Genomic DNA, 26,282 nt, shown 5'->3' with positions numbered 1-26,282 from the left:
AAATGGATCATCAATGCCGGACGATCACCTGGGCTCCGACATCGACGCGTTCGAAGAGGTCGATCACATCCTCATTGGTCATGCGAATGCAACCGGAAGAATTGGCTTGGCCCACAGTCCACGGTTGGTTGGTCCCATGGATACGATAAAGGGTGCTGCCGATATAGAGCGCGCGGGCGCCAAGCGGGTTGTTTGGGCCTCCCTCGACATAACGCGGCAGTTCGCGCCCTTTGGCAGCTTCCCTTGCCACCATTTCAGCCGGCGGCCTCCAATCTGGCCATTGACGTTTGCTCGATATCCTGTCGCGACCCGACCAGCTCAATCCGTCCTTGCCAACGCCAACCGCATATCTCAACGCTTTCCCGTTCCCCATGAGATAATAGAGGCGGCGTTCGGAAGTGTTGATGACGATCGAACCCTCGGGCTCGGCTTCGCTGGACGCGACGACCTCGCGCGGGACCGGCGCCCGGTCAGGGTTGTCAATGTAGCCCGGGTCCGGCTCGGAGTACGACGGCGAAATCAGGACGTTTTGCGTCTCGTCGTAGCTCCATGTCCTGGGATCGTATCCGCTTTGTGCTTGCGCGCCTGCAGGTGCAATCCCGCAGATAAGCAAGGCAAGACCTGCAAACAGACCTGTCCGGCCCAGCAACGCGCAACCGTTGGCGGTGGAGCGTGTCGCGGCAATGGATCCGGTTGTCAGCGGTTTGACAAGAAGGGCGCCCGACACGTGGATTTCTCCTGCTTTGCCTAACTGACATGCTCTCGAGGCATGGCGCGGGACACCATACCCGTTTGGAATGCAAGCGCAACATTTGGCACCGATAGTCTCCTGACATTCCAAATGGACTTCCTTTTTCAATATTGGCGCACTACAGTGAATAAGCGGGCAAACCGGCAACGCCGCCCGCAAGCTTTAGCGATGTTGCACTTTGTCAGGGCACTGATGGTGACGGAACGCGAGACCTGCAGGCCAGATCATCGCCCCTGGGCCGTAAGGATGCGGGGGCTGGCCGCGGCAGTACTCGTGGCGGGCCAGATATCGGGCACCGCTGGTGCGGACGCTGCCGAACCGCACTGGCCGGACGGCACCTACAAATACATTACCATCAACCAGGCGGTCGCCGACGCGCTGGTGGAATTCGGGCGTAACATTGGCACGCCGGTGCATGTCAGTCGCTCGGTCAAGGGGCGTCTCAGCGCCGGCATGCCGGTGGGCTCCGCACGGCAGTTCCTGGACTCGGTTTGCAAGCGCTACGGGTTGGTCTGGCACTTCGACGGTTCGGCGATCAACGTCGTGGCGGAAGCCGAAATGCAGACCGAGATAATCAAGCTGGACGCCAATGCGGCGGCCGGAGCGACCGAACGGTTGGACGCACTGGGCATCAGCGAAGCGCGCTTTCCGATCAAGGTCTCCGAAAAGGACGATGTGATCTCCGTGTCGGGCCCGCCATCCTACGTTTCGCTGGTCAGGAAGACTCTCGGCGTTTCCGCGTCGCGCGCAGCTCAAAACACTGGTCTCATTCCAGTCCGCGTCTTTCGCGGCAGGCAGGCGGAAGCACAAAACTTTCCGGCCAAGCCGGATAATTGAAGAGAAAGGCAAGCTCATGCAGATCGCACCCGTCGGCGCCCTTGAGGTTGTACTCGCCAACATGACCACCAGCGTGGCCTCGCAACAGCAGGCCGCTGTCGCAGTCGCGGCGCAACCGGGCAATCGCATGGTGGGCGCCATGCAGGAAAAACAGGCGGCGTCGAAGCTCAAGGCGCCGGATCGCAGCGCGGATGCGTTGCCTGCCGGTGCGCAAGTCGCACAATCGCAATCAAACAGTGCCTCGGTCAAAACCGCGCAGTCCTTGAAAACCGAGCCTGCGAGCCCGCTCGTCGAACAACAACTTTTCCGTTATCTCACCGAACTGGAAAGTTCGGGGTTGGCGACGGGAAATGTCGATCCCTCGGCGCTGGCCAGGAAGGGGTTCGATTCGCTCGGCGCGGCGATGGAGCAGTTCCAAAAGGCTTTCGATGCCGCCGGCCGGTCGGCATCTCCAGCCTCCGAAGCGGCACCGGCGGCCGACCCCGAAGAAGGAACTGCCCGCACGGAAGCTCCTCACAGGCCCAACGATGGCGCAGCAGCCAATGGCGATCAAATCGTCGAAAAAATGCTGCAGAACTATATCTCGGTTTCATGGGCGGTGTTTGGTGCGTCGCTGGCCAGCAACAGCGTGACTGCCGCGACTGCGTCCCTCAACACCCTCATCAAACAGCAATAGCGGGGGGATTTTGCAGAACCCAAGCCTCCTTGCGAAATGGCTGCCGGCCTCGCAGCGTTGCAGCGCATTGTGCCGCGTGGCATTCGTGGTGCTGGGCATGCTGCTTCTGCAGGCCTGCTCGGTCGAACTCTACACCGGCCTCGACCAGCGGCAGGCGAACGAGATCGTTGCAACGCTGATGCGGCACGGCATCCCGGCGCAACGCCAGTCGGACAAAAGCGGCACGATGACGGTCTCGGTACAGAAGGGCCGCTTTGCCGACGCGATGGCCATTCTCGACGAGAGCGGGCTTCCTAAACAGGAGTTCGCCACGCTTGGCGAGGTGTTCAAGAGAGACGGCCTCGTATCATCGCCGGTCGAGGAGCGGGCGGCGATGATTTATGGTCTCAGCCAGGAATTGTCGCGTACGATCTCTGACATCGATGGCGTGCTTTCCGCTCGCGTTCATCTGGTGCTGCCGGAGAACGATCCGCTAAGGCAGCGACTGGTGCCGTCCTCGGCCTCAGTTTTCATTCGCCATCGCGTATCGACACCGATGAACGACCTGATACCGCAAGTGAAGATGCTTGTGGCCAACGGCATTTCCGGGCTGACCTACGACAATGTTTCGGTGGTGCTGGTTCCGGTCGAGGTGGCGGCACTCAGCCCGGTATCCGCCGACGCTGGTTTTGCGACATTTCTCGGGCTTTGGCTGCATCCGGACAGCCTCGTCGCGGCGATGTGGCTGTTCTACGGGTTGTGTGCCGCAGTGATCGCGCTTGCCGGCAGGCTCGTCTACCTCCATTGGAACCGGCCGCGCGGCGTTTATGCACTCGAAACACCGCTGTCCGTGAAGAAAACATGAGCGGATCGATCTCGCCTGCGCCGCGCGACAGTGTCGAGTGGCGATCATTTCTGGAATGGCCGGCCGACTATGCCGAGCCGCGACGGTTGGCCGAATGCTTTAAGGGTGCAATCGGTGAGGATGCCTGCGAGCGCATGCTGCGCACGCACAGGCTACGCTCCAGACTTTCGGAGCTGCTGCTAAATCATTACCGGCTCGACGCTTCCATGCCGGAGGTCGAGGACCTTGACGCGACGATAGCGCTGTCGTCTGCCGAGCAACTCGAACAGACCGCGCTTCGCGCCGGCGCTATTTATTGGTCGGGCAGCTTCGCCGGCAGCATCCTTGGGCACATAACGGCGGCGTTGCACGAACAGCTTGGCGAAGCGCTTTGTACTTTCGCGATGAAACACCGCGATCTGGCGGGACCAGCACGGCAGCTCGATCCGTTGGACGGCATTCGCGATCGTATTTTTGCGGACGGATGGCGATGCATCGGTGCGTGGTGCCATGCCGCGCCGGCGTCGATGGGACGCCGCGTGCTTCTAAAGCTGCCACCCGACGATCTGGTTGACAGGCTTCCAGACGCGCCCTTCGCCCATACCGGAGCGGCGATCGTTCGGCGAGCGGCAGGTGCGGCGTGATGGCAAGCGAAGCGGCAGCGAACCAGGATTTGCCCGTGCGACCGCGCGGCGTCATCCTGCGCGCGGCTGAGGCCGCAGCGTGGTGTGACGGCCATGCCTTTCTCGAAGCCGCGCGGCGCGAGGCGGATGAGTTGCGGGACGCCGCGCGCAAGGTCTACGCCAGCGAGTATGCGCAGGGCTACGAAGACGGCAAAGCCGCAGGCAGCGCAGAAGCCGCGCGCTTGGTCAGTGAGACCACCGTCAAGGTGGACCGCTACCTCGGGACGCTGGAGCAGGAAGTGATCGACCTGGCTCTCGATGTGGTGCAGCGCATGCTCGGCGAATTCGACGTCACTGCTCTCGTCGCCAAAGCGGCTCGTCAAGCCGTCGCGGAGGTCCGTCGGGCGAAGTATTTGAAAATATCCGTGCATCCCAACGCGGTGGCCGTCGTGAGGGACGAACTGGACGCCGTCCTGCGCGACAGCGATGTGGGCTTTACAATCGAAATTAATGCCGACAGCAAACTTGCCGAAGGCACCTGCCTCGTCACCACCGATGTAGCTGTCGTCGATGCCAGCATCGATGCCCAACTCGCCGCCATCACGTCAGCAGTGGCGGGAAAGGAGCGGGCATGACGGGCACTTTCGCCGGCAGCATCGACAGCAAGCTTGCCAGGATTGTTCCCAATCTGCGCGAGGGACTGCGCGAGGACACCAGCAGACCTCGAAAAGGGCGTGTGCGGCGCGTAACAGGTGTCGTCATCCACGCGACAGTCGAAGAGGTTCGGCTCGGCGAAATCTGCGAACTCGTCGATCCGAGGACAGGATTGAGGACGAAGGCCGAGGTCGTCGGCCTGCTCGACGAATCCGCCGTCCTGGTTCCGCTCGGGGACCTTGCCGGCCTGTCCAGTCTGACTGAAGTGATTGCGACCGGAAAAAATCTGCAAGTCCCGGTGGGGCCGGGTTTGCTCGGTCGGGTCATCAGCGCGCTTGGAGAGCCGCTCGATGGCCGCGCCCTGTCGCCTGACGGCATTGTTTCCCACTATCCGGTCGATGCTTACCCGCCATCACCACTTGAGCGCGCGATGATCACCGAGCCGATCCAACTCGGCATCCGTGCGCTCGATGGTTTGCTGACCTGTGCGCGTGGGCAGCGCGTCGGCATTTTCGGCGAACCCGGGGTAGGCAAGTCGATCCTGCTTTCCGATATCGTGAGCGGTACGAATGCCGACGTCGCCGTGGTCGCGCTGGTTGGCGAACGCGGCCGCGAGGTGCGCGAATTCGTTGAACGCCATCTTGGGCCTGAGGGCCTGTCGCGCGCCGTTGTTGTCGTGGCGACCTCGGATCGGCCGGCAATCGAGCGCGTGAAAGCAGCGTACGTCGCTACCACGATCGCCGAATACTTCCGGGATCAGGGCAAGCACGTCCTTTTGGCCATGGACAACATCACCCGGTTTGCGCGCGCGCAGCGCGAGATAGGCCTGGCTTCGGGCGAGCCGCCGACACGCCGCGGTTTTCCGCCCTCGCTGTTTGCGGCACTGCCACGGCTGCTCGAACGTTCCGGCCCCGGCAAGGTCGGTTCCATCACCGGTCTCTACAGCGTGCTCATGGAGGGCGACGGCGCCATGGACCCTGTTGCGGAGGAGATCCAGGCGCTCCTCGACGGCCATGTGTTCCTGTCCAACGAACTTGCTCAACGCAATCACTTCCCGGCGATTGACATACCGCGCAGCCGCAGCCGCCTCATGGATACTGTGGTGTCGCCCCGGCAGCGAGCGCAGGCCGGACGCCTTCGCGAGTTGATCGCTCGCCACGCCGACATCGAACTGTTGCTGCGGATCGGCGAATACGAAAAAGGCAGCGATCCGGTCGCTGACGAGGCGGTGGCCAAAATCGGCAGGATCAATGCCTTCCTGCGGCAATCGTCGGCCACCCATGAGTCGATGGAAAAGACGCAGCAGTGGATGCGGGAGATCGTCGATGAAAGAGCATGAGATGATCTCCCGGCTGCGGGATCTGCGCCGGCGGCGCGAGCAACGTTCGCAGAACATGGTCATTCGAAGTCAGGCTGAAGCCAGACGGGCGGCAAACGACGTGCAGCAAACGACTGACGCGATTGCGGCGCATCGCCGGCGGGCCGTTGCCGATGAGCAGGCCGCATTCGACGCAATGATCGGCCAACCGGTGACCATGCCGAGCCTCCACCGGCTGCAGGGAAAATTCGAAAAGGCGGCCGCACAAGCAATGCAGCTCGAGGACAGCCGCAGGGAAGCAGGCGCGGCGGAGGAAAAGTGCAACGCGGACCTTGCGGAAGCGCGGCGCCGTCACAATTCGCATTTCAAGGCGGTCACCAAACTGGACAGGCTGCTGGAGCAATTAACTCGTCGGGCAGCGGGCCGGCAGACGGCAATCACCGAGCTGGGCGACGAAGACGACCGTGGCGGGATGCCGGCCTCGGGCGACCGGTCGTGAGTCGCTGATGCTTCAGTCCATGCCGCCAAAAAAGAGAGCGACTTCCAAGGTATCGGCAACGCGGATGGCTCGCGCAGAGCCGCTTGAGCTGACACAGGTCGCGGCGATCTATCTCGATGCGTTGAATGCCTTCTATCGCCGCCGTCCGCCGGTCGAGGTGGTCGTAGGTGCCGAATCCGTGACGATCAAGGCTGTCTGGCCACGGGTTGCCGGACAGGAACCAAGAAGCTCGATTGGATTCGAGATCGCAGGTTCCAAGGCGTCGTTGGAGATGCCGCGGGCGCTGCTCGATAAATGGCTGGTACAGGCCGACCCTGCCGTAGACCTCGAGCGCATCGCGTTAGAGCACGCGGCGCTGCTTGTGGAATCCTTCCTTGCCAGCGAGTTGTCCTGGCTGGAGGCAAAGCTCGGCGAGGCGATCACGCTGGATGCGGTGAATGGCAAAAGCATGACGGCATCGCCGCCTTTTGCATTCATCGTCAACAGCGGCGAAGGCGCGTTTTCGTGCGCTCTCCGCTTCGACGATGCCGGCCATGCCGCTGCTCTTGCCGGGCTTCTCAATGCAGCTTCGGGCGAGGGCGCGCCGTTGCCGGACGACGTTCCGGTACAGGTTGGTCTTTGGCGTGGTGCGGTCGAGGTCAGCGTCGGGGAATTGCAGAGCCTTCGGCCGGGCGACGTCGTGCTGCTGGATGGCATCGGGGCGACGGCGCTGCTGGTGATCGCAGAGCGCCTTGTCGCACCTGTCGAACTGATCGATGCCGGCCCCCGCTTGATGGCTTCGCCCTGTCAATTCAACGGATCAAGATGGGAGTGGATCATGAACCAGAAGACGGCCCCGGATGCCGTGCAGACACTCGATGATGCCGCGTTGGACGACCTGCCGGTGTCGCTGGTTTTCGAACTCGGCCGTACCGTGCTGCCGATCGGTGAGGTCAGGCAGCTGGGGGCCGGCACCATCGTGCCGCTCCCAGGCCTGGAGAGCGAGACGGTGGACGTCATTGCCAACGGCAAGCGTGTTGGACGCGGAGAAATCGTGCGGATCGGCGAAAGTCTCGGCGTGCGTCTCTTCGGCATGTTCGGCAATGCTTGAAAGCTCGCCCAACCTGCTTGGCATTCTGGTCGCGGTGGGCCTTGTCGGTCTGCTGCCGCTCGTCGTGGTCACGATGACGGGTTTCCTCAAGATCTCCGTCGTGCTGTTCCTCATCCGCAACGCCCTTGGCGTTCAGCAAATGCCGCCGAACATGGTGCTCTACGGCATTGCGCTTGTTCTCACCGTCTACGTGACGATGCCGCTGATCAGCGAGATGTCGCGACGCTTTGAAGAGGGACAGATCCAACTCCAGACGGCCGATGATATCGCAAATGCGGCACAATTGATGCGAGAGCCCCTGAAACAGCACCTGATACGCTTCACTCAGCCGGAGGAGCGGCAGTTCTTCCTCGCAGGCACCAACCGGCTGTGGCCAGAACATGCGCGCGAAAACCTTCGCGATGACGATCTTTCCATTCTCGTGCCCGCCTTCGTTGCGTCTGAACTTACCCGCGCCTTTGAGATCGGCTTTCTGCTCTACCTGCCGTTCCTCATCGTCGACATGGTTGTCGCGAATATCCTCATGACGCTGGGAATGATCATGGTATCGCCGGTGCTCATTTCCGTTCCTTTGAAGCTGTTCCTCTTCGTCGCGATCGATGGCTGGTCCCGGCTCATGCACGGGCTAATACTGAGCTATGGGTGACGCGGCCGGTTTATTCCCGGGAGTCACGCGCCATGGCCGATGACATCCTGCTGGCCAAGGTCCAAGGTACCTTGCTGACCATCCTGTTCGCCTCGGCGCCGGCAATCGTCGCGGCGCTGGTGATTGGCCTTGTGGTCGGCCTCGCCCAGGCGCTTACCCAGATCCAGGATCAGTCGTTGCCCCAAACGATCAAGCTGGTGGTGATCATGGTCGTCATTCTGCTATTCGGACCGCTGCTCGGCCAGCAGATCGCCGAGCAGGCCTCCACGGCGCTGGACGAATTCCCGGTCATTACACGCTGAAGATGGATCCGATCGTCGCGGTATTGCAGGAATTCCAAGTCTACATTCTTGCTGCGGCTTTCGCGCTGGCCCGGATGGCCGGTCTGATGCTGTTGATGCCGCTGTTCTCGCGTGTGCGGCTGACCGGCGTGCTGCGCAATGGCGTGGCGCTGGCGCTGGCGCTTCCGTTGATCCCAATGATCGCCGACGTGCTCGCACGCTCGGACCTGACCTTGACGGTGGTCCTCGCCTTCATGCTGAAGGAAGTCATCGTCGGCGCTACGCTCGGCATCGCGATGGGAATTCCCTTCTGGGCCGCCGAAGCCGCCGGCGAGATACTCGACCTGCAGCGCGGCTCCACAATGGGCTCGCTGATCGATCCGATGATGACCCACGAAACCAGCACCACAGGTACCTTTCTTGCGATCATCATGGTGGCGCTCTATCTCGCCGCCGGTGGGCTGGAACTGACCTTGAACAGTTTCTATGACAGCTACAGCCTGTGGCCCATCGACCGCCTGTTGCCGGTTTTCAGCCACGAGGCCGCAACGGTTTTCCTCGGCTTGCTCAATCAGGTGCTGACAATGGCGCTCACGTTGGTGTTTCCGCTCATCATCTGCATGCTGCTTTCCGATCTGGTCCTGGCCTTTCTCGCGCGCGCCTCACCACATCTCAACATCTTCGCGCTGTCGCTTATTGTGAAGACGCTGGTCTTCAGCCTCGTCCTGGTGCTCTACGCTGCCTTCCTGATCGCCTATATGAGCCGCGATCTCGGTTTCCTCAATGATGTCACGCAGCAGATCGAGGCCATTGGATGCCGCGACTGCCTGTGATCTTGGTCCATTCGGCCGGCGTTGTTTGTGCCAAAGCTGGCAGCGTCGGACTTATATTAGCGATATGCGGTAATAAACTGGATTTATCGACCAGAGAAAATTCTGACGATTTGACAGTCCGCTGGTCGCCGCCGATCCTGCATCACCAATGCGTCCATGACAGGACAAGAATGCGTCCATGACAGGGAGACGCTTGTGGAATCGATCGCTCGCCTGTTGCCGCCGATCTACGAGGACCTGCGCCTTGTCGACGTTGCCCGGTTGCGCCGGATCATCAGGCTGGGAGCCTATGAAGGCCATACCGGAGGTCTGGCTGCCGGCAGATTGCAGGCAAGCCTGGTCGTCGTGCCGCGCAGCTTCGCTTCCGACTTCCACCGGTTCTGCGTCAGTAACCCGAAGGCGTGCCCGCTGGTGGCCGTGGGTCGCGCCGGCAGCCCGTTCATGCCGACGCTCGGCGACGTCGATGTCCGAACCGACATTCCTCAGTACGAGGTCTACCGGTTCGGCGAGCTGATTCGCCAGCAGGCGGATATCGTGGACATCTGGCGGGAAGATTTTTCCGCCTTCGCGCTCGGTTCGTCATCGACATTCGAACACGCCCTGATCGAGCGGGGCGTGGCGCCCAGGAATTTTGTCGTGCACAGGGTAGCACCGATGTTCCGCAGTTCGATCAGGACGACGCGGGTCGGGGTGTTTGGTGGCGATATGGTGGTTTCGATGCGCCCGGTTCGCTTGAGTCAGGTCGATACCGTGCGTGCGGTTACCGCACGTTTTCCGCACGCACACGGAGCGCCAATTCATGTCGGTGATCCCAGGGTCATCGGCATCGAAGATATCGGGGACCCGGATTGGGGCGAGCCTGTCGAAGTCCGGGAAGGCGAAGTCCCCGTGTTCTGGGCCAGTGGCGCCACCGCTCAAAGCGTAGTGGCCGGCGCCAGGCTCGAAGTCGCGATCGTACAGACCCCGGGGCACATGCTGATCACGGATGTCACGGCGCGGGAGAATGTTGGCGCATTCAAAATTTATTAGGCCAGTGCCGCTTCGATGCTCCCAGGTCGAGGTCGCATTTCGCACTGTTGCCGGGCCTGTGATTTCCGTTTGCAGCTAGTTTGAGACAAGAACGAAACATCTCCGCGCTCACGGTCACTAGGAATTGTTCCACTGCGTGCCGAACAGATGGATAAGGATTGTGTGCGGATCAAAGTCGGCTTGCATAAGAATGCGGGGCAGCTGGTGGTCGGTGCAACTGCGGGCGCTGGCGATACTGTTGCTGTGGTGCGGTGCCGCGGCAGCGATGGAAGCCGACAAAGGCAACCTGACCGTCGTCACATCCTATCCGCCGTCATTCTTCGAGCCGTTTCAGAAGGCGTTTTCGGCCAGGGAGCCGGACATCCAACTAACCATCGTCCAGCGCAACACAGCAAGCGCGGTGCGTTTCATCCGGGAAAAGCCAGATGTTCCGGCGGATATTTTCTGGGCGTCCGCGGCTGACGCATTCGAGGTGTTGAAACAGCAAGGCCAGTTGCGTCGAACCGCGCCGCGGCCGACAGGCGCGCCGGATACGGTTTCTGGCTACCCCGTGAATGACCCGGACGGTTTCTATCTGGGTTTTGCTCTTTCCAGCTACGGCTTTGTCTACAATCCCGCCTATCTTGCGGAGAACCGGCTGCCGGTCCCCCGAACCTGGTCGGACCTGACCTTGCCGATCTATTCCGGCCATGTCGGCATCAGCGCGCCTTCCCGCTCCGGCACCACCCATCTCATCGTCGAAGCGATCCTGCAGACATATGGCTGGGATGCCGGCTGGGCATTGCTGTCAAAGCTCGGTGGCAATGTTTCGACCGTGACGGCACGCAGTTTTGGTGTCGCCTCCGGTGTCGCGCAGCGCCGTTTTGGCGTCGGCATCACGATCGATTTCCTGGGTTCTGCGCCGAATTTCCCCCCCGACAGCACGAAATTCGTGCTGCCGCCCGACACAGTATTCGTGCCGGCCAGCATCGCCATCCTCGCGCGCAGCCGCAACGTGGCCGCGGCCGAGCGTTTCGTGGATTTTGCCCTGTCGCAAGAGGGCCAGGAGCTTTTGCTGAAGCCGGAAATCAATCGTATCCCTGTGCTTGCCAAGCTCGCTGCGAAAGCGGATCGGAACAGCATTGCTCTTCATGCCGGCGCCGGGCTGCTGCGTGGAATGCGCTTCGACGCCAACCTTTCCGCCCGCCGCTACCAGTTGGTCAATTTGGTGTTCGACGAATATATCGTGCGAAAACGCGCTGCCCTGGCAAGGCTGTGGAGGCAGGCCGCCGAGCTGGCGGCGATCAACGATCCGGGCAGCGAGCTGTCAGGAGCACTGGCCGAGGCGGTGCAGTATCTGGGCCGGCCGCCCGTCCCGCGCGAACAGGCGACCGGCGACAACGAACTTGCAGACCTGAGCGACGTTCCGACCGGCCTGCCTCTGCCTCCGCAACAGGCGGCGTTCATGGACGCAGTCCGCACGTCGATTGAGCATAATCTCGCCGAGGCCGAGAGGATTATGTCCCAAGCCTCCAGCAAGTATACGCTGCCCGGTTTCAAACCATGGAGGCAGTGATTCCGGCAGGGGCGAAACAATGGGCAGCCGAGCCGGAGGGCACATGGCGTTTTGGCATTGGCGCGCGGCTCGTCACCGCCTTCGTCGTGATCGTCGGCTTGGCGGTCGGTGCGTGCCTTGTCGGATGGCTGTCCTATGTCCGGCTGGCGGGGGAGTTGTCGCAGATTGCCCAAGCGCATATGCCGCAACTTGCCTTTGCTACACGCCTTTCCAAGGCGGGAGCCGATATCAACGCGGTCATGGCGAGCCTTGCCGGTGCGCAGACACGTGGCGCCTACACCGAAATACGGCGATCCTATTCCGAACGCCTGGAAGCGCTGCAAATGCTGCTGGATGGGGCTGGCAGCAACAGCGTCGGCAATGATCTCCTGCTGCCGCTGGCCGACGCAGTCCACCGCAATCTGGAACAAATCGATCTGGCTGCCGGCAAGCGTTTTACCCTGGTTGAAGAAATGCGCTCGGCTGTTGACGAACTCCGATGGGTTCAGGCCGACCTGCTGGAGGAGGCCGATCCGCTCGTCGAAGATGTCCGCTTCAACATGGAGACAGAGGCTGACCAGACCGGTTTCAACAGAGGGGTCTTGCTCGAGGAGCAAAGGAAAAGCGAGGCTCTGCTGACAGTTGTATCGCAGGCGAACCTGGCAACGGGATTGATCGGCCGACTGGTGAACATCGGCACGCTTGAAGACCTGCAGGAGACAAATGCTTTCCTGGGAGACAGTGCTGACGATCTTGCGATCCGCATTCGCAGCCTCTCCGACTGGCCGGACAGCATCACGGTCCGGCAGTTGGCGGAGCGCGTCCTCAAGCAGTCGGATGTCCACACCGGGATTCCAAACCTCAAGCGTTCGGAGATGGCTGAAGCCAGCAGGCTGGAGACGCTGGCTGCGGAAAACCGAAGGCTGGTGCAGGACCTTGGCGCCCGCATCGAGGCTGAAGTCATTGCCACCGAGGCAAGGGCTGCTGAAGCCTCCGCTCGTGCGGAGACAGCGATCGCCACCGGCCGCAAGCTGCTTGTGGCGATCGCAATACTGGCGGTCACGCTGGCTATCGTGATCGGATATTTCTATGTGCACCGAAACCTCCTGGCGCGAATCCGCTTGCTTGCTAACGTCGCCGGCAATATCAGCGCCGGCCGCTCCGGCACGGCGATCCCGTCGGGCGGCCGCGACGAACTTGGCGATCTTGCCCGCGCCCTGAACATTTTCCGGCAGACTCGCGACGAGCTCATCCAGTCGGCAAAACTGGCAGCACTTGGCCAGATGGCGGCCGGCATCGGCCACGAGCTCAATCAGCCGCTTGCCGCGATCAGATCGCATTCGCACAATGGAATGCTGCTGATCGAGCGTGGGCAGGAAGATCAGGCCTTTCGGAATCTCGACAAGATCAAGTCGTTGGCGACACGCATGGGAGAGCAGATCAGCCATCTCAGGCGTTTTGCCCGACGGCCGGATTCGCATCTTGGTCCGGTCGAGCTGGGCGCTATCGTCGAGGACGCGCTGAGCCTGCTCGACCATCGTTTCGATGAGGAGGGAGTCGAGCTTGACCTGGCCCTGCCGAAGGAATCGAAACTCCAAGTGTTGGCCGAGCCGGTGCGGCTCGAACAGGTTGCGGTCAATCTGATCGCCAACGCCCTCGATGCGGTGGCCGGGCGCGAAGTCAGGCGGGTGAGCATCCGGGCGTGGGCGGAGGGTACGAAAGGATTTCTCTTGGTCGGGGATTCAGGCCCCGGTATCGCACCGGGAGATCTCGACTCCATCTTCGACCCTTTCTTCACCACCAAGTCCGCAGGTTCGGGCCTTGGGCTGGGGCTCTCGATTTCCTACAATATTATCAAGGATTTCAACGGAACGATCTCGGTCAAGGACACTGGTCCCACCGGTACGCGGTTTCTTGTTTCGCTGGATGAGGCCCACAGATGAAGATGCAAGACGTCATCCTGATCGACGACGATCCGGAGGTGCTGGAGGCATATTGCCAGACGCTTGAGCTGGAGGGGATGACCGTTGCCGCCCATGCCTGCGTGGAGGAGGGACTTTTCGGCCTCGGTTCCGACAGCGCTTCAATCATCGTTTCAGATGTGCGGATGCCGAACCATGACGGCTTCGATCTGGTCAGCATGACGAAGCGGATCGATGCAGACATACCCGTCATTTTGATCTCCGGTCATGGCGATGTACCGATGGCGCTGCAGGCGATGCGGGCCGGGGCCTGGGATTTGATCGAAAAACCCGCCGATCCGGTCCATCTGGTGGAATCGGTTCGCCGCGCACGCGAGCACCGCCGCATCGTCCTGGAAAACCGACGACTTCGCCTGGCATCGCTGCCGGACGGATGGGAGACGCGGGTGATCGGTCATTCACCGACGATGGTTGCCATGCGCAACACGCTGGCACGCATCGCCGGCGCCAAAACGGACGTGCTGATCACTGGGGAGACCGGGACCGGCAAGGAGGTCGCCGCGCGGGCCATTCACGATTTCGGCAGCCATGCGAACGGCCGCTTTGTCGCCGTCAATTGCGGCGCCATTCCAGAAGCCATGCTCGAGTCCGAGCTTTTCGGTCATGAGCCGGGCGCCTTCACCGGCGCCCGCGAACGTCGCATCGGCAAAATCGAGTATGCACATGGTGGCACGCTGTTCCTGGACGAAATCGAGTCCATGCCGCTCGCCGCACAGGTGCGGCTCTTGAGGGTGCTCCAGGAGCGCACCATCGAGCGGCTCGGCTCCAACAAGGAACTGCCGGTCGACATGCGCGTCATCTCGGCCACCAAGCACAATCTTCACAAGCTGGCCGCCGATGGCAAATTCCGCGAAGATCTTGCCTACCGCCTCGACATCGCGCGCATTGAAATCCCACCGCTGCGTGACCGCAAGGGCGACGTCGCGTTGCTGTTCCATCATTTTCTCGACCTCGCCGCGAAGCGTCAGGGCTGGGTCGCACCGAAAGTCGACGGGGGAAGGCTGACGGAGCTCGCGGCCCGTTCCTGGCCCGGCAATGTGCGCGAATTGCGTAATGTTGCGGAGCGTTTCGTGCTTGGACTGGAGGAAGATCCCGCAGATGGCACCGGTGCGCGCGTCCCGGTGGCTCGGACCGATACCCTGGAAGCCCAGCTCGATTGCCACGAACGCCTGGTCATCCTCGACGCACTCTCCGCCCACGACGGCAAAATCGGCGCCACCGCGGATGCCCTGGGCATCTCGCGCAAGACGCTTTATCTGAAAATGCGCAAATTCGACATCGCCGCCAGAATGGATACTGCGGCAGAATAAGTGCCCGGGCTGTTACCGTTCTTTCCCAACCGGATCACCAGCGATGTTACCCTGACGACCCATCACTTGCCGGAAAACCTGCGTTTGCGGGCTTTTTTAATTGGCACGGCAGTTGCAGTCCTCCTTCAGCGAGCCGCCGCATCAAAGGGCGCGGCCCAACGGAGGAGAAGACATGCTCAAGACCATTGCCGCGGCAGTGCTGGTTTCGGCTGCCGGACTGATGAACGCCTACGCGCAGGGTGGCGGAAAGGTGACGGTGGTCACCTCGTTTTCCAAGGATGTGACGGATCCCTTGAAGGCTGGCTTTGAGGCTTCCAATCCCGGCTTCACCATGGATGTGCAGAACAAAAGCACCAGCTCGGGTGTCAAATATCTCGACGAGATCAAAGCCAACAACCAGGTCGATTTGTTCTGGGCGTCGGCGCCCGATGCCTTCGACAGTTTGAAGGGTAAGAACCTGCTGGCGAAATTCACACCAGCGGTCACCGGATTGCCCGACAAGGTCGGTTCCTACAATGTCAACGATCCGGACGGGTTCTATTTCGGTTTCGCCGCTTCGGGATATGGCATCATGTGGAACGAACGCTATCTCGAGGCCAACGGCCTGGCGAAACCGGCCGAATGGAGCGATTTGACGAAGCCCGAATATTTCGACCACATCGCGATTGCGGCGCCGTCGCGCTCGGGCACGACGCACCTGACCATCGAGACGATTCTGCAGGGTGAAGGCTGGGACAAGGGTTGGGGCACGCTGAAGGCGATGGGCGGTAATCTGCAGCAGGTGACCGAACGCTCCTTTGGCGTTCCGGATGCGGTTAATTCGGGGCAGACCGGCATCGGCGTCGTCATCGACTTCTTTGCATTTTCGGCCCAAGCCAGCGGCTTTCCGATCGGCTTCGCCTATCCGTCGGTGACGACGGTGGTCCCGGCCAACGTCGCGATCATCGCCAACGCGCCGAACCGGGAGGGTGCCGAGGCGTTCATCAACTATCTGCTTTCGGAGCCGGGACAAACGGTGCTTCTGGAGCCTTCGATCCGCCGGTTGCCGATCAATCCGGCACTTTATGCAATGGCGCCGGAGGGGTTCCCGAACCCGTTCAAGGATGCCCGCTTTCAGTCGATGATCTCCTTCGATGCCGACGTCTCGAAGAAGCGCACCGACGTTGTCGATACGCTCTACGATCAACTCGTCACTTTTCAGCTCGACAATCTGAAAGCCGCGACGAGGGCTATTCACGATACCGAAGTCGCCCTGGCGTCTGGCGAGAATGCCCAGGCGCGCACCCTGCTCGACGAGGCACGCGCCATGATTGCTGCAATGCCGATCAGCGCCGAGCAGGCGGCGAGCGCCGGGATCGGCGACGCCTTCACCGGCGGCGATCAGAAGACGGCTCGTCAGGCCGAACTCGAACAGCAGTGGGCAGCCTTTGCGACTGAAAAATACGCTGCTGCCAAGGCCAAGGCTGAAGAGGCGCTGGCGCTCACCCAGTAGCGGCGCCTGCAATCTGCATAACGCCACTCGAAGGCTGCCCGGTTACCGGGCAGCGTCACCGCGGCGGCACAATCTTCATTCGCGGCATCGCCGGGCGACTGCCTTGAACATTTCACAGCGAGGTCGGAACGCGTGGCAGCGCGGTCGCCGAGCGGCAACTTTCATCGGGAGTCAGCATGGCTTATGCCCTTTCCAGCCCCTCGCAGCGCGTCTCCTCGAGACCAGGACAAACGGCGGCAGTGCTGGTGATCGCACTGTTCCTGGGCGTGTTCCTCATCGTTCCGGCAGGCACGGTCATCTACACGGCATTCACGGACAAAGGCACCGGGACGTTTACCTTCGTCAATTTCTTCGATTTCTTCGGCACCGACCTGTTCGTCCGCTCGTTCTGGAACTCGGTGTACGTTTCAGGCATGTCTGTGGTCTGGGCCACGGTGCTCGCGCTGCCGCTTGCCGTGCTCACCACGCGTTTCGAATTTCGCGGCGCCATCGTCATACAGACGCTGGGTTTCGTGCCGCTGATCATGCCGCCCTTCGTCGGTGCTGTGGCGATGCAGTTGCTGTTCGGCCGCAACGGCACGGTGAACCTGCTGCTCAATGACCGGTTCGGCTTCAAACTGCCTTTCATGGACGGCCTGAACGGCGTCATCTTCGTGCAATCGCTGCACTATTTCCCATTCATCCTGATCAATCTGTCGACCAGCCTGCGCAATATAGACCGTTCGATGGAAGAGGCCGCCCAGAATCTTGGCGCGTCCGGATTTCGCCTGTTCAGGCGCATCGTCTTTCCGCTCGCCATGCCTGGCTATCTTGCCGGAGCCTCGCTGGTCTTCGTGAAAGTCTTCGATGACCTCGCCACGCCGCTGCTGCTCAACGTCAAGGACATGCTGGCGCCGCAAGCCTATCTACGCGTCACCTCCGTCGGCCTCACCGATCCGATGGGATATGTCATTTCGGTCATCCTGATCGCGGTGTCGATCTTTGCCATGTGGGTGTCGGCGATCGCCATGCGCGGCAAGGACTATTCGACCGTTCAGCGCGGCGGTGGCGGCCTGTCGCGACGCCAGCTCGGAACCGGAGAAAGCGTCGTTGCCTATGGCGTCGTCATGCTCATCCTGCTTCTGGTGCTGTCGCCGCATATCGGCCTGCTGCTTCTCTCCTTCGCCACGGTCTGGTCGTTCAGCCCATTGCCGGACGCATTCACCGTGGCGCATTACGGCCGCGTCTTCGGGGAGAGCTCGCTCTACATCAAGAACACGCTGATCTATGCATCGCTTGCTGGGCTGATCGACGTGGCCGTCGGCGGTGCCATCGCCTATCTCGTGCTTCGGACCAGGATCGTCGGCCGCCGCTGGCTCGACTGGGCCGCAACTTCGGCGCTCGCCATCCCCGGCGTCGTGCTTGGCATCGGTTATCTCCGCACCTTCTACGGCGTCACGTTGCCCGATGGCACGCCACTGGCGGCGCTCTGGGTCATGGTGGTCCTCGCGCTTGCGATCCGTCGTCTGCCTTATGCGCTACGTGCATGTTACGCGGCTCTCCAGCAGATTTCGGAATCGCTTGAGGAGGCCGCGGAAAATCTCGGCGCCACCAAATTCCATACCGTCAGGCGGATCGTGCTGCCGCTGATGATGGGGGGCCTGCTCGCCGGTTTCGTTACCAGCTTCTCCACCGCGGCGGTGGAATTGTCGGCGACGCTGATGTTGATCCAGAGCAATTCGGACGCGCCGATCGCCTACGGGCTTTACGTCTTCATGCAATCGCCCGCCGGCCGCGGCCCAGGTGCCGCGCTCGGTGTCATCGCCGTCGTCATGGTGGCGCTCTGCACCCTTCTGTCCCACTACGTGATCGAACGGCGCCAGAAGGCAAACGGAATGGCCAAGTAAGCCAAGGGAGAAAACAATGGATGCAATGGTCACTGGAACCGGCCTTGCCGGCTCGGCCAAGGAAATCAACATCCGCGACGTCGATCTGTTTTACGGCGATCTTCACGTGCTGAAGAACGTCAACCTCGACATCCGGCCAGGCGAATTCTTCGCCTTTCTCGGTCCATCGGGTTGTGGCAAGACCACACTGCTGAGGCTGATTGCCGGCTTCAACACGGCTCGCAACGGCCAGGTGATGATCGCGGGAAAGGACGTACTCGGCACGCCGCCGTGGAAACGCGATATCGGCATGGTGTTCCAGTCCTATGCTTTGTGGCCGCATCTCACGGTCAGGAAGAATGTTGCGTTCGGCCTTGAGGAACGGCGGCTGCCGCGCGCCGAGATAGACCGCGATGTCAACGCGGCGCTCGATCTCGTCGGGTTGCGGCATCTCGCCGATCGCCGGCCTGCGCAGCTTTCCGGCGGCCAGCAGCAGCGCGTCGCCGTTGCGCGCACCATCGCAATCGAGCCGAAAGTCCTGCTTCTCGACGAACCCCTTTCCAACCTGGATGCCAAGATGCGGGTCCAGGTACGCCGCGAATTGCGCGATCTCCAGCAGCGGCTTCACCTGACCACGATTTTTGTCACTCACGACCAGGAAGAGGCCAACACAATCTGCGACCGCATAGCGGTCTTCAACGACGGTCAGATACAGCAGGTCGGAACACCGATGGAGCTGTATGAAAAGCCAACCAATCTGTTCGTCGCCAATTTCCTCGGCACAGCCAACATCCTGAATGGAAAAATTGGTGGCGCCGGGGCCGCGAAGACGTTCGAGGTGGAGGGTGGTGGCGTCGTGCCGATACCGGAAGGTGCAGGCGTTCCGGCGAATGGCAAGCTGGTTTTCCGGCCGCAATATGCCACGCTCGGCAAAGCGGCCGAAGGCGCGGTCCGCTTGCCTGGGACCATCGTGCATCGAGAGTTTCTCGGAGCCACCGTCCGTTACGGAGTCAAGATTGGCTCGTCGGAGGTGCTGGTCGACCAGCCGTTCCATTCCGGCGCGTCATTGCTTGAAACGGGCACTGCAGCCGACGTCGGATTGCAGCCGGCATCTGCTCTCTGGCTGGCGGCGTGAACGCGAGGGGAGCTGACCGGTGCGGCTGATATTGATGCGTCACGGTCAAACGCTATGGAACGCCGAGCAGCGCCTTCAGGGGCATGACGACTCCGATCTCTCCGAGCACGGCGTCCAGCAGGCCCTCAACTTCGCGCCATATGCGAGGGCGCTCATGCCGGTGGCAGTGGTGTCCTCGGATCTCGGTCGGGCCCGGCAAACTGCCGCATTGATCGGTTGCGCCACGGCCCCCTCGGACAGGAGGCTGCGTGAAATCGATATGGGCGTGTGGACTGGACGTACCAGATCGGAACTTCTCGCCGACCACACCTGCGAATATCTCGCGTGGCGGGCAGGCGCCTATACGCCGATCAAGGGCGAGGCCTGGAGCGCGTTCAGGGCACGCGTGGCGGCGGGACTGAAAGACTGGCTGACATGGGCGGCCGGAGACGTGCTCGCCGTGGTTCATGAAGGCGTGGTGCGCGCTGCGTGCCACGAGTTTCTCGACCTGCCACCCGCAAACGCCGTACCCGTGACTCCGGGAACGGCGACCATCCTCAGCTTCGCTTCGGCCGAAGCATCGGCCGCCAAACTCGAAGGCTACAACATCGGCCCGTTCCTGCCGGACTACCTGGCCGCCGACTGACACGTTCGCCGGCGCGTTCCAACAAGAGGATTCGGGCCGCCGCACATTGGCTGCTCCCGGCAGGCTGGCGGGCTTCCTCACGCTCAATCCGGCAACGGTGCAGGAAAAATGGTTTGCCCGGCTGTATTTCATCAGGCCGGCGATCTTAACCGGAATGTTCTGGCTCCCGGTCGTCTGGATGCAAATGGAGATGCGCAAGCTGTCATCTCAAGCCGCCGCTGCAGGCGCGCCGTAGCCGCCGCGCTATCATCGGCTCTTCTGGCTGTGGTTCGCCTTCGGCTTCCCCGCCTTCGCTACGTTACTGGGAATTTTCTGGCTGATGATCGCGCGCCGGCCATCGACTGGTGAAGACAAGCCGCGTGCCGCTGCCGGGATGAGCGATGACTATCACATCAGCGGCAGCCAGCGCGAGTGGGGCATTGCGCGCCCGCCATTTCTCGCTTTTCAGGCAATATACTGCTTCGAAAACGGAACTGACTAATCGCGATCGCCCAGGCTTGCCGAAACAGGTGCAAACACGAATATCGAACTCTATTCTCAGCACCCGTATTCCTCCCAATGCCTGGCGGGACATTGCACGCACGCACCACGCTGCGTTCGCCGCCTTCGAGGCGGCCGCAACTGAACAGGGACTTCACAAACAGAAGCCGCCAAGCGTCGGTCTCAAGGAATTCGACGGAGTTGCTGAAGATATGATGTGAGGTGGTGGAACCGCTGACAGGCCTTCATCTGCGGACCACCCGCCAAATCGAGGAATGGCGGGTGGTCCCCTTATCAGCGCAGGAAGGGACGTAGCTGCGCAGATCTCAACTATTTGGTGGGCCTAGCTAATGGCCATTCCAATCGCCAGAAACACAATAGAGACAGTGAAGACCGGAGCGAGTAACCAGCGGGCTTGATGGACGCTATTTTCCATGGGCTCCTCCCATGAGCACATGGCGAGCAACGACTACGAGCAGTCACGGTTCCGGGCTGCGCCCCATCTTCGTCCTTTGCGACAGCAAGGTCAGACTAAGGTCCTACCCTTTGAGAAGACCGAAGCCCCATCAGGGAACATTTGCGGGCGGCTGAGGTTGGGTGGGCTGGCGCGAAGATAATACCGTTCAGCGCAACGGAAGGAGGCAATTGTGAGAATACAGTCAACTTTCGCCGCGGGATTTCTGTTGCTGGCAGGTATCGGCGCCGCTACCGCACAGGACGTGATCATCGAGCCTGAGCAGGAGACGGTTATCAGGGAATATGTGAAGAAGCAGCCGCTCGCATCGGTGAAAGTCCCTGGGCTAGAGCTCAATATCGGCTCGGCGCTGCCCGATACGGTCGAGCTTCATGAAGTCCCCGATACCAAATACAGTTACGTGGTTGTCGACGACCGGACCGTTGTCGTTGATCCGGGCACGCGCAAGATCATCAAAATCATCGAATGACCTAAGCGACTGGGAGGACAGCCCGCCGTGCCGAAAGGTGCGGCGGGTGGCCAAGCAAGGAGGAATGTGATCACCATGTCGAACCGTGAGATTGGAGCGTCCCAGGCGCTCCGAATGCGCGTGACTGACCTCAACAAGAGGATGCGCGACGCCAGGATTTCCGAGGGCGAACTGAACACCTTTCGAAAGGTCGCGGCCGTCATGGAGGGCGCCAAGGGCAGAATCGAAGCCGACGATCTGATTGCGGCATCCTTCGTCGCCGAGACACTGGATTAACCGCCTCGCCATGATGCCGGAAGCGCGGCAGATGCGGGCTGCCCTGCGGGCGGCCCAAGGTCTTGGTCAGCGTGCCGGCAAAGCCTTCGCGGCCTCTGTCAGGGTTGCCCGATCGCTGCCGTGATTGCGGATCAGCTCGCGCACCTGCTCCGGCGTGATGTTGTTCTGCCGGGCGGTCGGTATTCTGGTGAGCTTCGCAACAATGGCAACGCCGGCAAACAGAATTCGTTGCCGCGCAGCCGCCAGCCCAGCTTTTGACTCGCGTCCGCAATGGAAGCATTCTTCCTTCGGGGAAGGGCAATGGGCAAGATCGTTCATGCAGGGAGGACTTGGAGACGAAGGCCCTGGTGGCGTTCGCTTCTCCGCAGCCGGCTTTTGACGGTTCTGGGATTACTTGCAATTTCTTCCGCAGCCTACGTCGCTGTTGATGAGCGGCACGAACTGCCGCGCGTTCACCGTTCGTCGACCGGCAACGCTGCCTTTCATAAGTCAGGCTGCGACATCAAGGGGAACATCAACGAGAGTGGCGAGCACATCTTTCACGTGCCAGGCCAGGAGTATTATCTGGCTACGCGCATTGATCCGGCTCGAGGCGAGCGCTGGTTCTGCTCGCAGTGGGAGGCCTGGTGGGCGGGCTGGCGCAAGGCGAAGGTGTGAAGGTCTCGGCCAGGAATCACGTTGTGTTCACTCGTAAAAATTGATTGGGAATTTTTTGCTATCCGTAAGTCACGATGGCAGACAGAATTCCGGGTAGCAATTCAAAAACTCTCTGAGTTCGTTGTCGTTAAGTAGCAGGCTTTGAACTGCTGCTGAAGTAACTACCAAAGGAGAGTGTCATGGCAAATGTCGTTAAGAGTTTCGCCACAGCCTTAGCCGGTGGTGCACTTATTTTATCTCTGTCTTTACCCTCCGGCAGGCGGCATTAGCGTCGGCGCCGGCGCATCGGTTGGCGGCAGTGGCGGCGTAAACGCCGGTCTTGGCGCCTCGATCGGATGGCCGCAAGCGCATTATCGCTGGTGCAACGGCTAAGGTGGGCGGCAGTGGTGGTGTCGCCGCTGGTCTGGGTGCCAGTGTCGGTGGGACCAGCGGTGTCACTGCCGGCGCTGGCGCAAATGTGGGCGGTTCCGGCGGCATTACCGCGGATGTGGAAGCCAATGTGGCGCGAACGGGAGGTGTCGGCGTGGGTGCCGGTGTCGGCGTTGGAGCCGCAAGCCTTCCCGGTACACCGGGCGCTCGTGGAACGTTGGGGGCTCTTGCAACAGCCGGGACGCCGAGCACTCCCAGCGTGCCGAGCGCGGTCGCGCAGTTGTCCAGCAGTCAACTGACGCGCATGAAGAAGCGCTGTGTCGATGTGCTCAGCAGCGAAGGCACCTATGACCGTGACCTGCGGCAGCTATGCATGCTTGTCGCTCGTCGCTGAGTAAACCCAAACGGAGTGTCGCATCGGCCGTGGAGGCTTTGACAAACACTCTCCTGGTCTCGCGGTCGGCCCGCCACTCGCAAGGTGGCGGGCTTCTCTTGCGGCCGGGGCCGGTGCGCTGAGCGGCCCGACGAGCGACCTCTCGCACTCCCCAAAAATTACCTTTCATTCACTATGGCTAATATAAGCCGACCGCCTAGACTCTTATTTGTGCGTAAAATTGTAAGTACCGGCACCCGCCGGCTCGAGTTCATTGCGCCGATGGAGCCCAAGCTGGTGGCCAAGCCGCCCGCGGGCGGCGACTGGAGCCACGAGGTCAAGTTCGATGGCTACCGTTCCCAGATCATCATTGACGAGGCCGGCGTACGCATCTTCACCCGGCGCGGGCTGGACTGGACGGCCAAATATCGCGATCTCGCCGTGGCTGCCGCGTCGCTGGAGGGTTTGGAAAGCGCCATCGTCGACGGCGAGGTCATTGTTTTGAACGAAGCGGGCCCGTCCGACTTCGGCGCGCAAGGCCATCACGCGCCGTCAGAACGACCTCTATTTCGTCGCCTTCGATCTCCTCTATTTGAACGGCCACGATGTGCGCGACATAGCGCTGGAGGACCGGCGATATCCTTGCCGGTCTGACCGAACCTGGCAGCCGTATACAATTCAGCGCAGCGCTGCCGGACACCTCCGATGCGGTGTTCTACCTCATCGAGCAAGCAGGGCTCGAGGGCATGGTATCGAAGCGAGGCGACAGCAAGTACCGCAGCGGCCCGACGACGAACTGGCTGAAGACGAAGAGCTTCACGGTCGGCGAATACGAACTGCTTGGTGTCGAGCGCGAGAGAGGCAAGCCCGCATTCGCGCTCGTAGGCAAGCCAGGCACTCGAAAATATATCGGCAGCGCCTTCGTGAGCATCAATCGCGAGATGCGCGAGCGACTATGGAAGCGCGTCCAGGAGCATGCCGGGCCGCCGCCGAAGGACATGCCAAAACGGCCGGCGACACAGTGGGTCAAAGCCGGGGATCAAGGTCCGCATCAAGCATCTCAGGGGCGAAGAAGACCTGCGCCACGCATCGCTGCAGGATTTCTGGGACGAGGACTAAGCTCAGATCCCTTACACCAGCGCAATGAAGACCACCGGTGTAAAGATCAGAAAGATCGCCATTGCTATAATCACGGCAAGAGCCAGGCGCTCTGCTCGCCTGATCATGTCAACGACCTCGTCGCCCGACGAAACGAGATCAAGCACCGGGAAATCCGGCAGGTTAGGAGTTTGATTGTCGTTTGCGGGTCGCCCTGCGACCTCATCGACGTTCTGTCTGCTTTGGATAAGGGTCACAGTTCGCTCCGCTGTTGAGGGAGTCATTTCCGGGTGCCCGCCGATTTCGGGGGCAGCAGCGGGCACCCGGTGAACCACCGATGAAGGGACTTTTCTCGGCGGCCCAATACCAATGCATTGGTAAGGTCCTGGTTGCCGGCCCTCAGCCCTCTATCCTTGACGCATGGACTTCAGTCTCACCGCATGTCGGACCATAGCCCAGCGGCGGAACCGAGTGCTGCCCGTCCCGTTTGCCGGCCAACGAATAATTCAGAGGTAGGAGGGGCAGCCATGGCTGGCGGTCCAACCGTTCTCAACTCGGGCGGAAATGGCGGCGGCACCCTCATGGGTATCCATTGGTTTCACCCTCCAGTCTACATCGGAACCGACCGACCTTGGCTCACCTACGTCTGTTCCAATGTCGAGGGTGCCGCTGCGGAACTCATGAAGTGGACCAAGCGGGGACCTAAGTGGATGGAGGCCGTCGAGGCCTGCATGGGTCTCATTAAAGGCGAGCGCACGCCCGACGACGTAAGGAGGGCCTTTGAGGCCGCTGCCGAGGAGGAGGGGTTGCTACGCTCCTCTAAAAATGGGCCGGCCCTGGCTGAAGCTGCGCGTCAGCATCTTCGTGGCGATCATAGCCGTATCCGACATCGGTCCTTGCTGAGTTTCAGCGACGTGTGAGCCGCTCGACGGTCTCGATGATGGCCCTGGCAAGCGCCTCGCCCTCATGCATAGGGGACGATCTGCTTACCGGCTTCGAGAAGCAGGGCGGAGAGGTCGGATATTCCGTCTTGAAAAGGGCCGTCTCAGGCGGATCGATTGAGCCGATTGCTGTCCCCAGGAATTCGCCACAGTCGTCGCAAAATATCAGGTCGTCAGGTCCTACCCTTTGGCGTCCCTGAAACCGAACAGGTGCTGCCGGGAAAAGGGATGGCCCTTGGGGCGCTGCATGAGGTCGCCGGCAGCGCCAACGGCGCCTGATGGCAGCGCGATACAAACGTCCCTGTTTCTGATGTCCATTGAGGCTGTGAGAAGGTACGCCGGTGCAATGTGATGTGGGTTGCTGAGTCACTTCCTGCGCTTGACCAGCTCTGTTAGGCCTTCGGAAGGATATTATCGGAGCGCAAAGGCATGCCGACGGCATTCTTTATCACTCACCCGGAAGTCACCGTTGATCCCGCCCAGCCAGTCCCTGCCTGGCGTCTTTCGGACCGTGGTGTCGCCCGGATGAGGACTTTCGCGGGGAGTGCGGTCCTGTCCGGCCTGACGTCCATCTGGTCGAGCTCTGAGGCCAAGGCAATTGAAGCGGCTGGCCTGCTGGCCGCAGGATTTGGCGTGCCTGTCCAAGTAGATGAGCACCTTGGCGAGAATGACCGCTCCGCAACAGGCTTCCTTCCACCCGTCGATTTCGAACGAGTTGCCGACGCCTTCTTTGCTAATCCACATGAGAGTGTTCGCGGCTGGGAGCGTGCGGTCGATGCCCAAGAACGCGTGGTAGGGGCCGTATTTCGCATTCTTGGGAGCCATCGCGCCGGCGACCTTGCTTTCATCGCACATGGCGGTGTCGGCACACTCCTGCTCTGCAAGCTACTGGATGCTCCGATTTCGCGCAGTCGTGACCAACCTTCCCAGGGACATTTCTTCGCTTTCGACCTGCAAAGCTGCCAGATCATCCACGAGTGGAGATCCATCGACGAGGATTGATTCAACCTCTCCCAGACTGCGCAATAATGCGGACAGGCGTCGGGCGGTCGCCACCTGCTTTGACCAAAGCGTTTCCATTGCGCCTGAACGACTGCTACGTGTCGCAAATGCGAGGGGTGGATTGTTCCTTTACCCAAAA

29 protein-coding genes and 1 pseudogene are annotated in these 26,282 nt (G+C 61.2%); 28 read left to right on the top strand and 2 right to left on the bottom strand.

The features are described from left to right. Positions 1–10: 10 nt before the first annotated feature. The gene (locus tag IQ26_RS04495; protein WP_208760103.1) at positions 11–646 is read right to left on the bottom strand and encodes a L,D-transpeptidase; all 636 of its coding nucleotides are present in this window, start codon (positions 644–646) and stop codon (positions 11–13) included. Between the two features lie 123 nt (positions 647–769). On the opposite strand from IQ26_RS04495, the gene IQ26_RS04490 reads away from it, so the two are divergent. The 23 genes and pseudogenes from IQ26_RS04490 (at position 770) to IQ26_RS04385 (ending at position 21,703) form a co-directional block, all read left to right on the top strand. Further along, positions 770–1,588 carry a hypothetical protein gene (locus IQ26_RS04490; protein ID WP_240546995.1) on the top strand — a complete coding sequence of 273 codons (819 nt, stop codon included), beginning with the start codon at positions 770–772 and terminating at the stop codon, positions 1,586–1,588. A gap of 16 nt (positions 1,589–1,604) precedes the next feature. Next, a complete protein-coding gene (locus tag IQ26_RS04485; protein WP_145714127.1) occupies positions 1,605–2,264 on the top strand; it encodes a hypothetical protein in 660 nt (219 codons plus the stop codon). A 76-nt stretch (positions 2,265–2,340) separates the two neighbouring features. Beyond that, positions 2,341–3,108 carry a type III secretion system inner membrane ring lipoprotein SctJ gene (gene sctJ / locus IQ26_RS04480; protein WP_276316402.1) on the top strand — a complete coding sequence of 256 codons (768 nt, stop codon included), beginning with the start codon at positions 2,341–2,343 and terminating at the stop codon, positions 3,106–3,108. Then, positions 3,105–3,731: a SctK family type III secretion system sorting platform protein gene (locus tag IQ26_RS04475; protein ID WP_145714121.1), complete on the top strand. Its 627-nt coding sequence runs from the start codon at positions 3,105–3,107 to the stop codon at positions 3,729–3,731. The genes sctJ and IQ26_RS04475 overlap by 4 nt, the downstream gene beginning before the upstream one ends. Continuing rightward, positions 3,731–4,345 (top strand): type III secretion system stator protein SctL, encoded by a 615-nt coding sequence (gene sctL / locus IQ26_RS04470; RefSeq protein WP_145714118.1) that lies wholly within the window; start codon positions 3,731–3,733, stop codon positions 4,343–4,345. Before IQ26_RS04475 ends, sctL begins: the two co-directional genes overlap by 1 nt. After that, the gene (locus IQ26_RS04465; protein ID WP_145714115.1) at positions 4,342–5,703 is read left to right on the top strand and encodes a FliI/YscN family ATPase; all 1,362 of its coding nucleotides are present in this window, start codon (positions 4,342–4,344) and stop codon (positions 5,701–5,703) included. The genes sctL and IQ26_RS04465 overlap by 4 nt, the downstream gene beginning before the upstream one ends. After that, positions 5,690–6,181 carry a type III secretion system stalk subunit SctO gene (sctO, locus tag IQ26_RS04460; protein ID WP_162457861.1) on the top strand — a complete coding sequence of 164 codons (492 nt, stop codon included), beginning with the start codon at positions 5,690–5,692 and terminating at the stop codon, positions 6,179–6,181. Before IQ26_RS04465 ends, sctO begins: the two co-directional genes overlap by 14 nt. A gap of 64 nt (positions 6,182–6,245) precedes the next feature. Further along, entirely contained in the window at positions 6,246–7,271 is a 1,026-nt protein-coding gene (gene sctQ, locus IQ26_RS04455; RefSeq protein WP_162457860.1) for a type III secretion system cytoplasmic ring protein SctQ, read from the top strand. Next, on the top strand, positions 7,264–7,917 hold the full coding sequence (sctR, locus tag IQ26_RS04450) for a type III secretion system export apparatus subunit SctR (protein WP_145714106.1): 654 nt from the start codon (positions 7,264–7,266) through the stop codon (positions 7,915–7,917). Before sctQ ends, sctR begins: the two co-directional genes overlap by 8 nt. Positions 7,918–7,949: 32 nt before the next feature. Further along, positions 7,950–8,219, top strand: coding sequence for an EscS/YscS/HrcS family type III secretion system export apparatus protein (locus IQ26_RS04445; RefSeq protein ID WP_145714102.1), 270 nt, complete (start codon positions 7,950–7,952; stop codon positions 8,217–8,219). A gap of 2 nt (positions 8,220–8,221) precedes the next feature. Next, positions 8,222–9,031 (top strand): type III secretion system export apparatus subunit SctT, encoded by an 810-nt coding sequence (gene sctT, locus IQ26_RS04440; protein WP_240546994.1) that lies wholly within the window; start codon positions 8,222–8,224, stop codon positions 9,029–9,031. A gap of 216 nt (positions 9,032–9,247) precedes the next feature. Beyond that, entirely contained in the window at positions 9,248–10,060 is an 813-nt protein-coding gene (locus IQ26_RS04435) for a D-glutamate cyclase family protein (protein ID WP_240546993.1), read from the top strand. Between the two features lie 190 nt (positions 10,061–10,250). Then, positions 10,251–11,615 (top strand): ABC transporter substrate-binding protein, encoded by a 1,365-nt coding sequence (locus IQ26_RS04430; RefSeq protein ID WP_145714088.1) that lies wholly within the window; start codon positions 10,251–10,253, stop codon positions 11,613–11,615. Next, the gene (locus IQ26_RS04425; RefSeq protein ID WP_145714085.1) at positions 11,603–13,537 is read left to right on the top strand and encodes an ATP-binding protein; all 1,935 of its coding nucleotides are present in this window, start codon (positions 11,603–11,605) and stop codon (positions 13,535–13,537) included. Before IQ26_RS04430 ends, IQ26_RS04425 begins: the two co-directional genes overlap by 13 nt. Continuing rightward, on the top strand, positions 13,534–14,886 hold the full coding sequence (locus IQ26_RS04420) for a sigma-54-dependent transcriptional regulator (RefSeq protein WP_208760101.1): 1,353 nt from the start codon (positions 13,534–13,536) through the stop codon (positions 14,884–14,886). The genes IQ26_RS04425 and IQ26_RS04420 overlap by 4 nt, the downstream gene beginning before the upstream one ends. A 172-nt stretch (positions 14,887–15,058) precedes the next feature. Further along, positions 15,059–16,378, top strand: coding sequence for an ABC transporter substrate-binding protein (locus tag IQ26_RS04415; protein WP_145714082.1), 1,320 nt, complete (start codon positions 15,059–15,061; stop codon positions 16,376–16,378). Positions 16,379–16,554: 176 nt separating this feature from the next. Next, positions 16,555–18,264, top strand: coding sequence for an ABC transporter permease (locus IQ26_RS04410; protein WP_145714079.1), 1,710 nt, complete (start codon positions 16,555–16,557; stop codon positions 18,262–18,264). Between the two features lie 16 nt (positions 18,265–18,280). Next, positions 18,281–19,378, top strand: a complete 1,098-nt coding sequence (locus IQ26_RS04405; RefSeq protein WP_240546992.1) for an ABC transporter ATP-binding protein — start codon at positions 18,281–18,283, stop codon at positions 19,376–19,378. 19 nt (positions 19,379–19,397) lie between these two features. After that, the gene (locus IQ26_RS04400; RefSeq protein ID WP_145714075.1) at positions 19,398–20,003 is read left to right on the top strand and encodes a histidine phosphatase family protein; all 606 of its coding nucleotides are present in this window, start codon (positions 19,398–19,400) and stop codon (positions 20,001–20,003) included. A gap of 142 nt (positions 20,004–20,145) precedes the next feature. Continuing rightward, positions 20,146–20,334, top strand: a pseudogene (locus IQ26_RS40265) (DUF2269 family protein); the annotation flags it as partial. 49 nt (positions 20,335–20,383) lie between these two features. Continuing rightward, positions 20,384–20,704 (top strand): hypothetical protein, encoded by a 321-nt coding sequence (locus IQ26_RS39415; RefSeq protein ID WP_162457859.1) that lies wholly within the window; start codon positions 20,384–20,386, stop codon positions 20,702–20,704. 426 nt (positions 20,705–21,130) lie between these two features. Then, positions 21,131–21,427, top strand: a complete 297-nt coding sequence (locus IQ26_RS04390) for a DUF1236 domain-containing protein (RefSeq protein WP_145714071.1) — start codon at positions 21,131–21,133, stop codon at positions 21,425–21,427. A 114-nt stretch (positions 21,428–21,541) separates the two neighbouring features. Beyond that, a complete protein-coding gene (locus IQ26_RS04385; protein WP_322791106.1) occupies positions 21,542–21,703 on the top strand; it encodes a hypothetical protein in 162 nt (53 codons plus the stop codon). 66 nt (positions 21,704–21,769) lie between these two features. Here IQ26_RS04385 and IQ26_RS04380 read toward each other — a convergent pair whose 3' ends face one another. After that, complete coding sequence (locus IQ26_RS04380; RefSeq protein ID WP_145714064.1) at positions 21,770–22,021, bottom strand: hypothetical protein; 252 nt, start codon at positions 22,019–22,021, stop codon at positions 21,770–21,772. On the opposite strand from IQ26_RS04380, the gene IQ26_RS04375 reads away from it, so the two are divergent. The 5 genes from IQ26_RS04375 to IQ26_RS04345 all read left to right on the top strand — a co-directional run bounded on the left by IQ26_RS04375 (position 22,004) and on the right by IQ26_RS04345 (position 26,143). Next, complete coding sequence (locus tag IQ26_RS04375) at positions 22,004–22,360, top strand: sunset domain-containing protein (RefSeq protein ID WP_145714061.1); 357 nt, start codon at positions 22,004–22,006, stop codon at positions 22,358–22,360. The two genes, IQ26_RS04380 and IQ26_RS04375, sit on opposite strands and share 18 nt — an antisense overlap. A gap of 1,024 nt (positions 22,361–23,384) precedes the next feature. Continuing rightward, the gene (locus IQ26_RS41225) at positions 23,385–23,756 is read left to right on the top strand and encodes an ATP-dependent DNA ligase (RefSeq protein WP_338101578.1); all 372 of its coding nucleotides are present in this window, start codon (positions 23,385–23,387) and stop codon (positions 23,754–23,756) included. Between the two features lie 56 nt (positions 23,757–23,812). Beyond that, positions 23,813–24,475 (top strand): hypothetical protein, encoded by a 663-nt coding sequence (locus IQ26_RS41220; RefSeq protein ID WP_338101577.1) that lies wholly within the window; start codon positions 23,813–23,815, stop codon positions 24,473–24,475. Positions 24,476–24,727: 252 nt separating this feature from the next. Continuing rightward, positions 24,728–25,120 carry a DUF982 domain-containing protein gene (locus IQ26_RS04355; protein ID WP_240546991.1) on the top strand — a complete coding sequence of 131 codons (393 nt, stop codon included), beginning with the start codon at positions 24,728–24,730 and terminating at the stop codon, positions 25,118–25,120. Positions 25,121–25,570: 450 nt separating this feature from the next. After that, complete coding sequence (locus tag IQ26_RS04345; RefSeq protein WP_145714054.1) at positions 25,571–26,143, top strand: histidine phosphatase family protein; 573 nt, start codon at positions 25,571–25,573, stop codon at positions 26,141–26,143. Positions 26,144–26,282 lie beyond the last annotated feature (139 nt).

Source organism: Mesorhizobium tianshanense, from assembly GCF_007830515.1.
In the GTDB taxonomy this organism is placed as follows: Bacteria; Pseudomonadota; Alphaproteobacteria; order Rhizobiales; family Rhizobiaceae; genus Mesorhizobium; species Mesorhizobium tianshanense.
This window is presented reverse-complemented; position numbering and strand designations above follow the sequence as displayed.

Bases quoted from the DNA above. Each gene is read 5' to 3' on its own strand.
- IQ26_RS39415 (WP_162457859.1), top strand. From the start codon at position 20,384: ATGACTATCACATCAGCGGCAGCCAGCGCGAGTGGGGCATTGCGCGCC.
- IQ26_RS04475 (WP_145714121.1), top strand. From the start codon at position 3,105: ATGAGCGGATCGATCTCGCCTGCGCCGCGCGACAGTGTCGAGTGGCGA.
- IQ26_RS04415 (WP_145714082.1), top strand. From the start codon at position 15,059: ATGCTCAAGACCATTGCCGCGGCAGTGCTGGTTTCGGCTGCCGGACTG.
- sctL (WP_145714118.1), top strand. From the start codon at position 3,731: ATGGCAAGCGAAGCGGCAGCGAACCAGGATTTGCCCGTGCGACCGCGC.
- IQ26_RS04385 (WP_322791106.1), top strand. From the start codon at position 21,542: ATGCGCGTGACTGACCTCAACAAGAGGATGCGCGACGCCAGGATTTCC.
- IQ26_RS04410 (WP_145714079.1), top strand. From the start codon at position 16,555: ATGGCTTATGCCCTTTCCAGCCCCTCGCAGCGCGTCTCCTCGAGACCA.
- IQ26_RS41225 (WP_338101578.1), top strand. From the start codon at position 23,385: ATGGAGCCCAAGCTGGTGGCCAAGCCGCCCGCGGGCGGCGACTGGAGC.
- IQ26_RS04430 (WP_145714088.1), top strand. From the start codon at position 10,251: ATGCGGGGCAGCTGGTGGTCGGTGCAACTGCGGGCGCTGGCGATACTG.
- IQ26_RS04420 (WP_208760101.1), top strand. From the start codon at position 13,534: ATGAAGATGCAAGACGTCATCCTGATCGACGACGATCCGGAGGTGCTG.
- sctR (WP_145714106.1), top strand. From the start codon at position 7,264: ATGCTTGAAAGCTCGCCCAACCTGCTTGGCATTCTGGTCGCGGTGGGC.
- sctT (WP_240546994.1), top strand. From the start codon at position 8,222: ATGGATCCGATCGTCGCGGTATTGCAGGAATTCCAAGTCTACATTCTT.
- IQ26_RS04380 (WP_145714064.1), bottom strand. From the start codon at position 22,021: ATGAACGATCTTGCCCATTGCCCTTCCCCGAAGGAAGAATGCTTCCAT.
- IQ26_RS04465 (WP_145714115.1), top strand. From the start codon at position 4,342: ATGACGGGCACTTTCGCCGGCAGCATCGACAGCAAGCTTGCCAGGATT.
- IQ26_RS04485 (WP_145714127.1), top strand. From the start codon at position 1,605: ATGCAGATCGCACCCGTCGGCGCCCTTGAGGTTGTACTCGCCAACATG.
- IQ26_RS04345 (WP_145714054.1), top strand. From the start codon at position 25,571: ATGCCGACGGCATTCTTTATCACTCACCCGGAAGTCACCGTTGATCCC.
- IQ26_RS04375 (WP_145714061.1), top strand. From the start codon at position 22,004: ATGGGCAAGATCGTTCATGCAGGGAGGACTTGGAGACGAAGGCCCTGG.
- IQ26_RS04490 (WP_240546995.1), top strand. From the start codon at position 770: ATGGCGCGGGACACCATACCCGTTTGGAATGCAAGCGCAACATTTGGC.
- IQ26_RS04425 (WP_145714085.1), top strand. From the start codon at position 11,603: ATGGAGGCAGTGATTCCGGCAGGGGCGAAACAATGGGCAGCCGAGCCG.
- IQ26_RS04355 (WP_240546991.1), top strand. From the start codon at position 24,728: ATGGCTGGCGGTCCAACCGTTCTCAACTCGGGCGGAAATGGCGGCGGC.
- sctO (WP_162457861.1), top strand. From the start codon at position 5,690: ATGAAAGAGCATGAGATGATCTCCCGGCTGCGGGATCTGCGCCGGCGG.
- IQ26_RS04405 (WP_240546992.1), top strand. From the start codon at position 18,281: ATGGATGCAATGGTCACTGGAACCGGCCTTGCCGGCTCGGCCAAGGAA.
- sctQ (WP_162457860.1), top strand. From the start codon at position 6,246: ATGGCTCGCGCAGAGCCGCTTGAGCTGACACAGGTCGCGGCGATCTAT.
- IQ26_RS04445 (WP_145714102.1), top strand. From the start codon at position 7,950: ATGGCCGATGACATCCTGCTGGCCAAGGTCCAAGGTACCTTGCTGACC.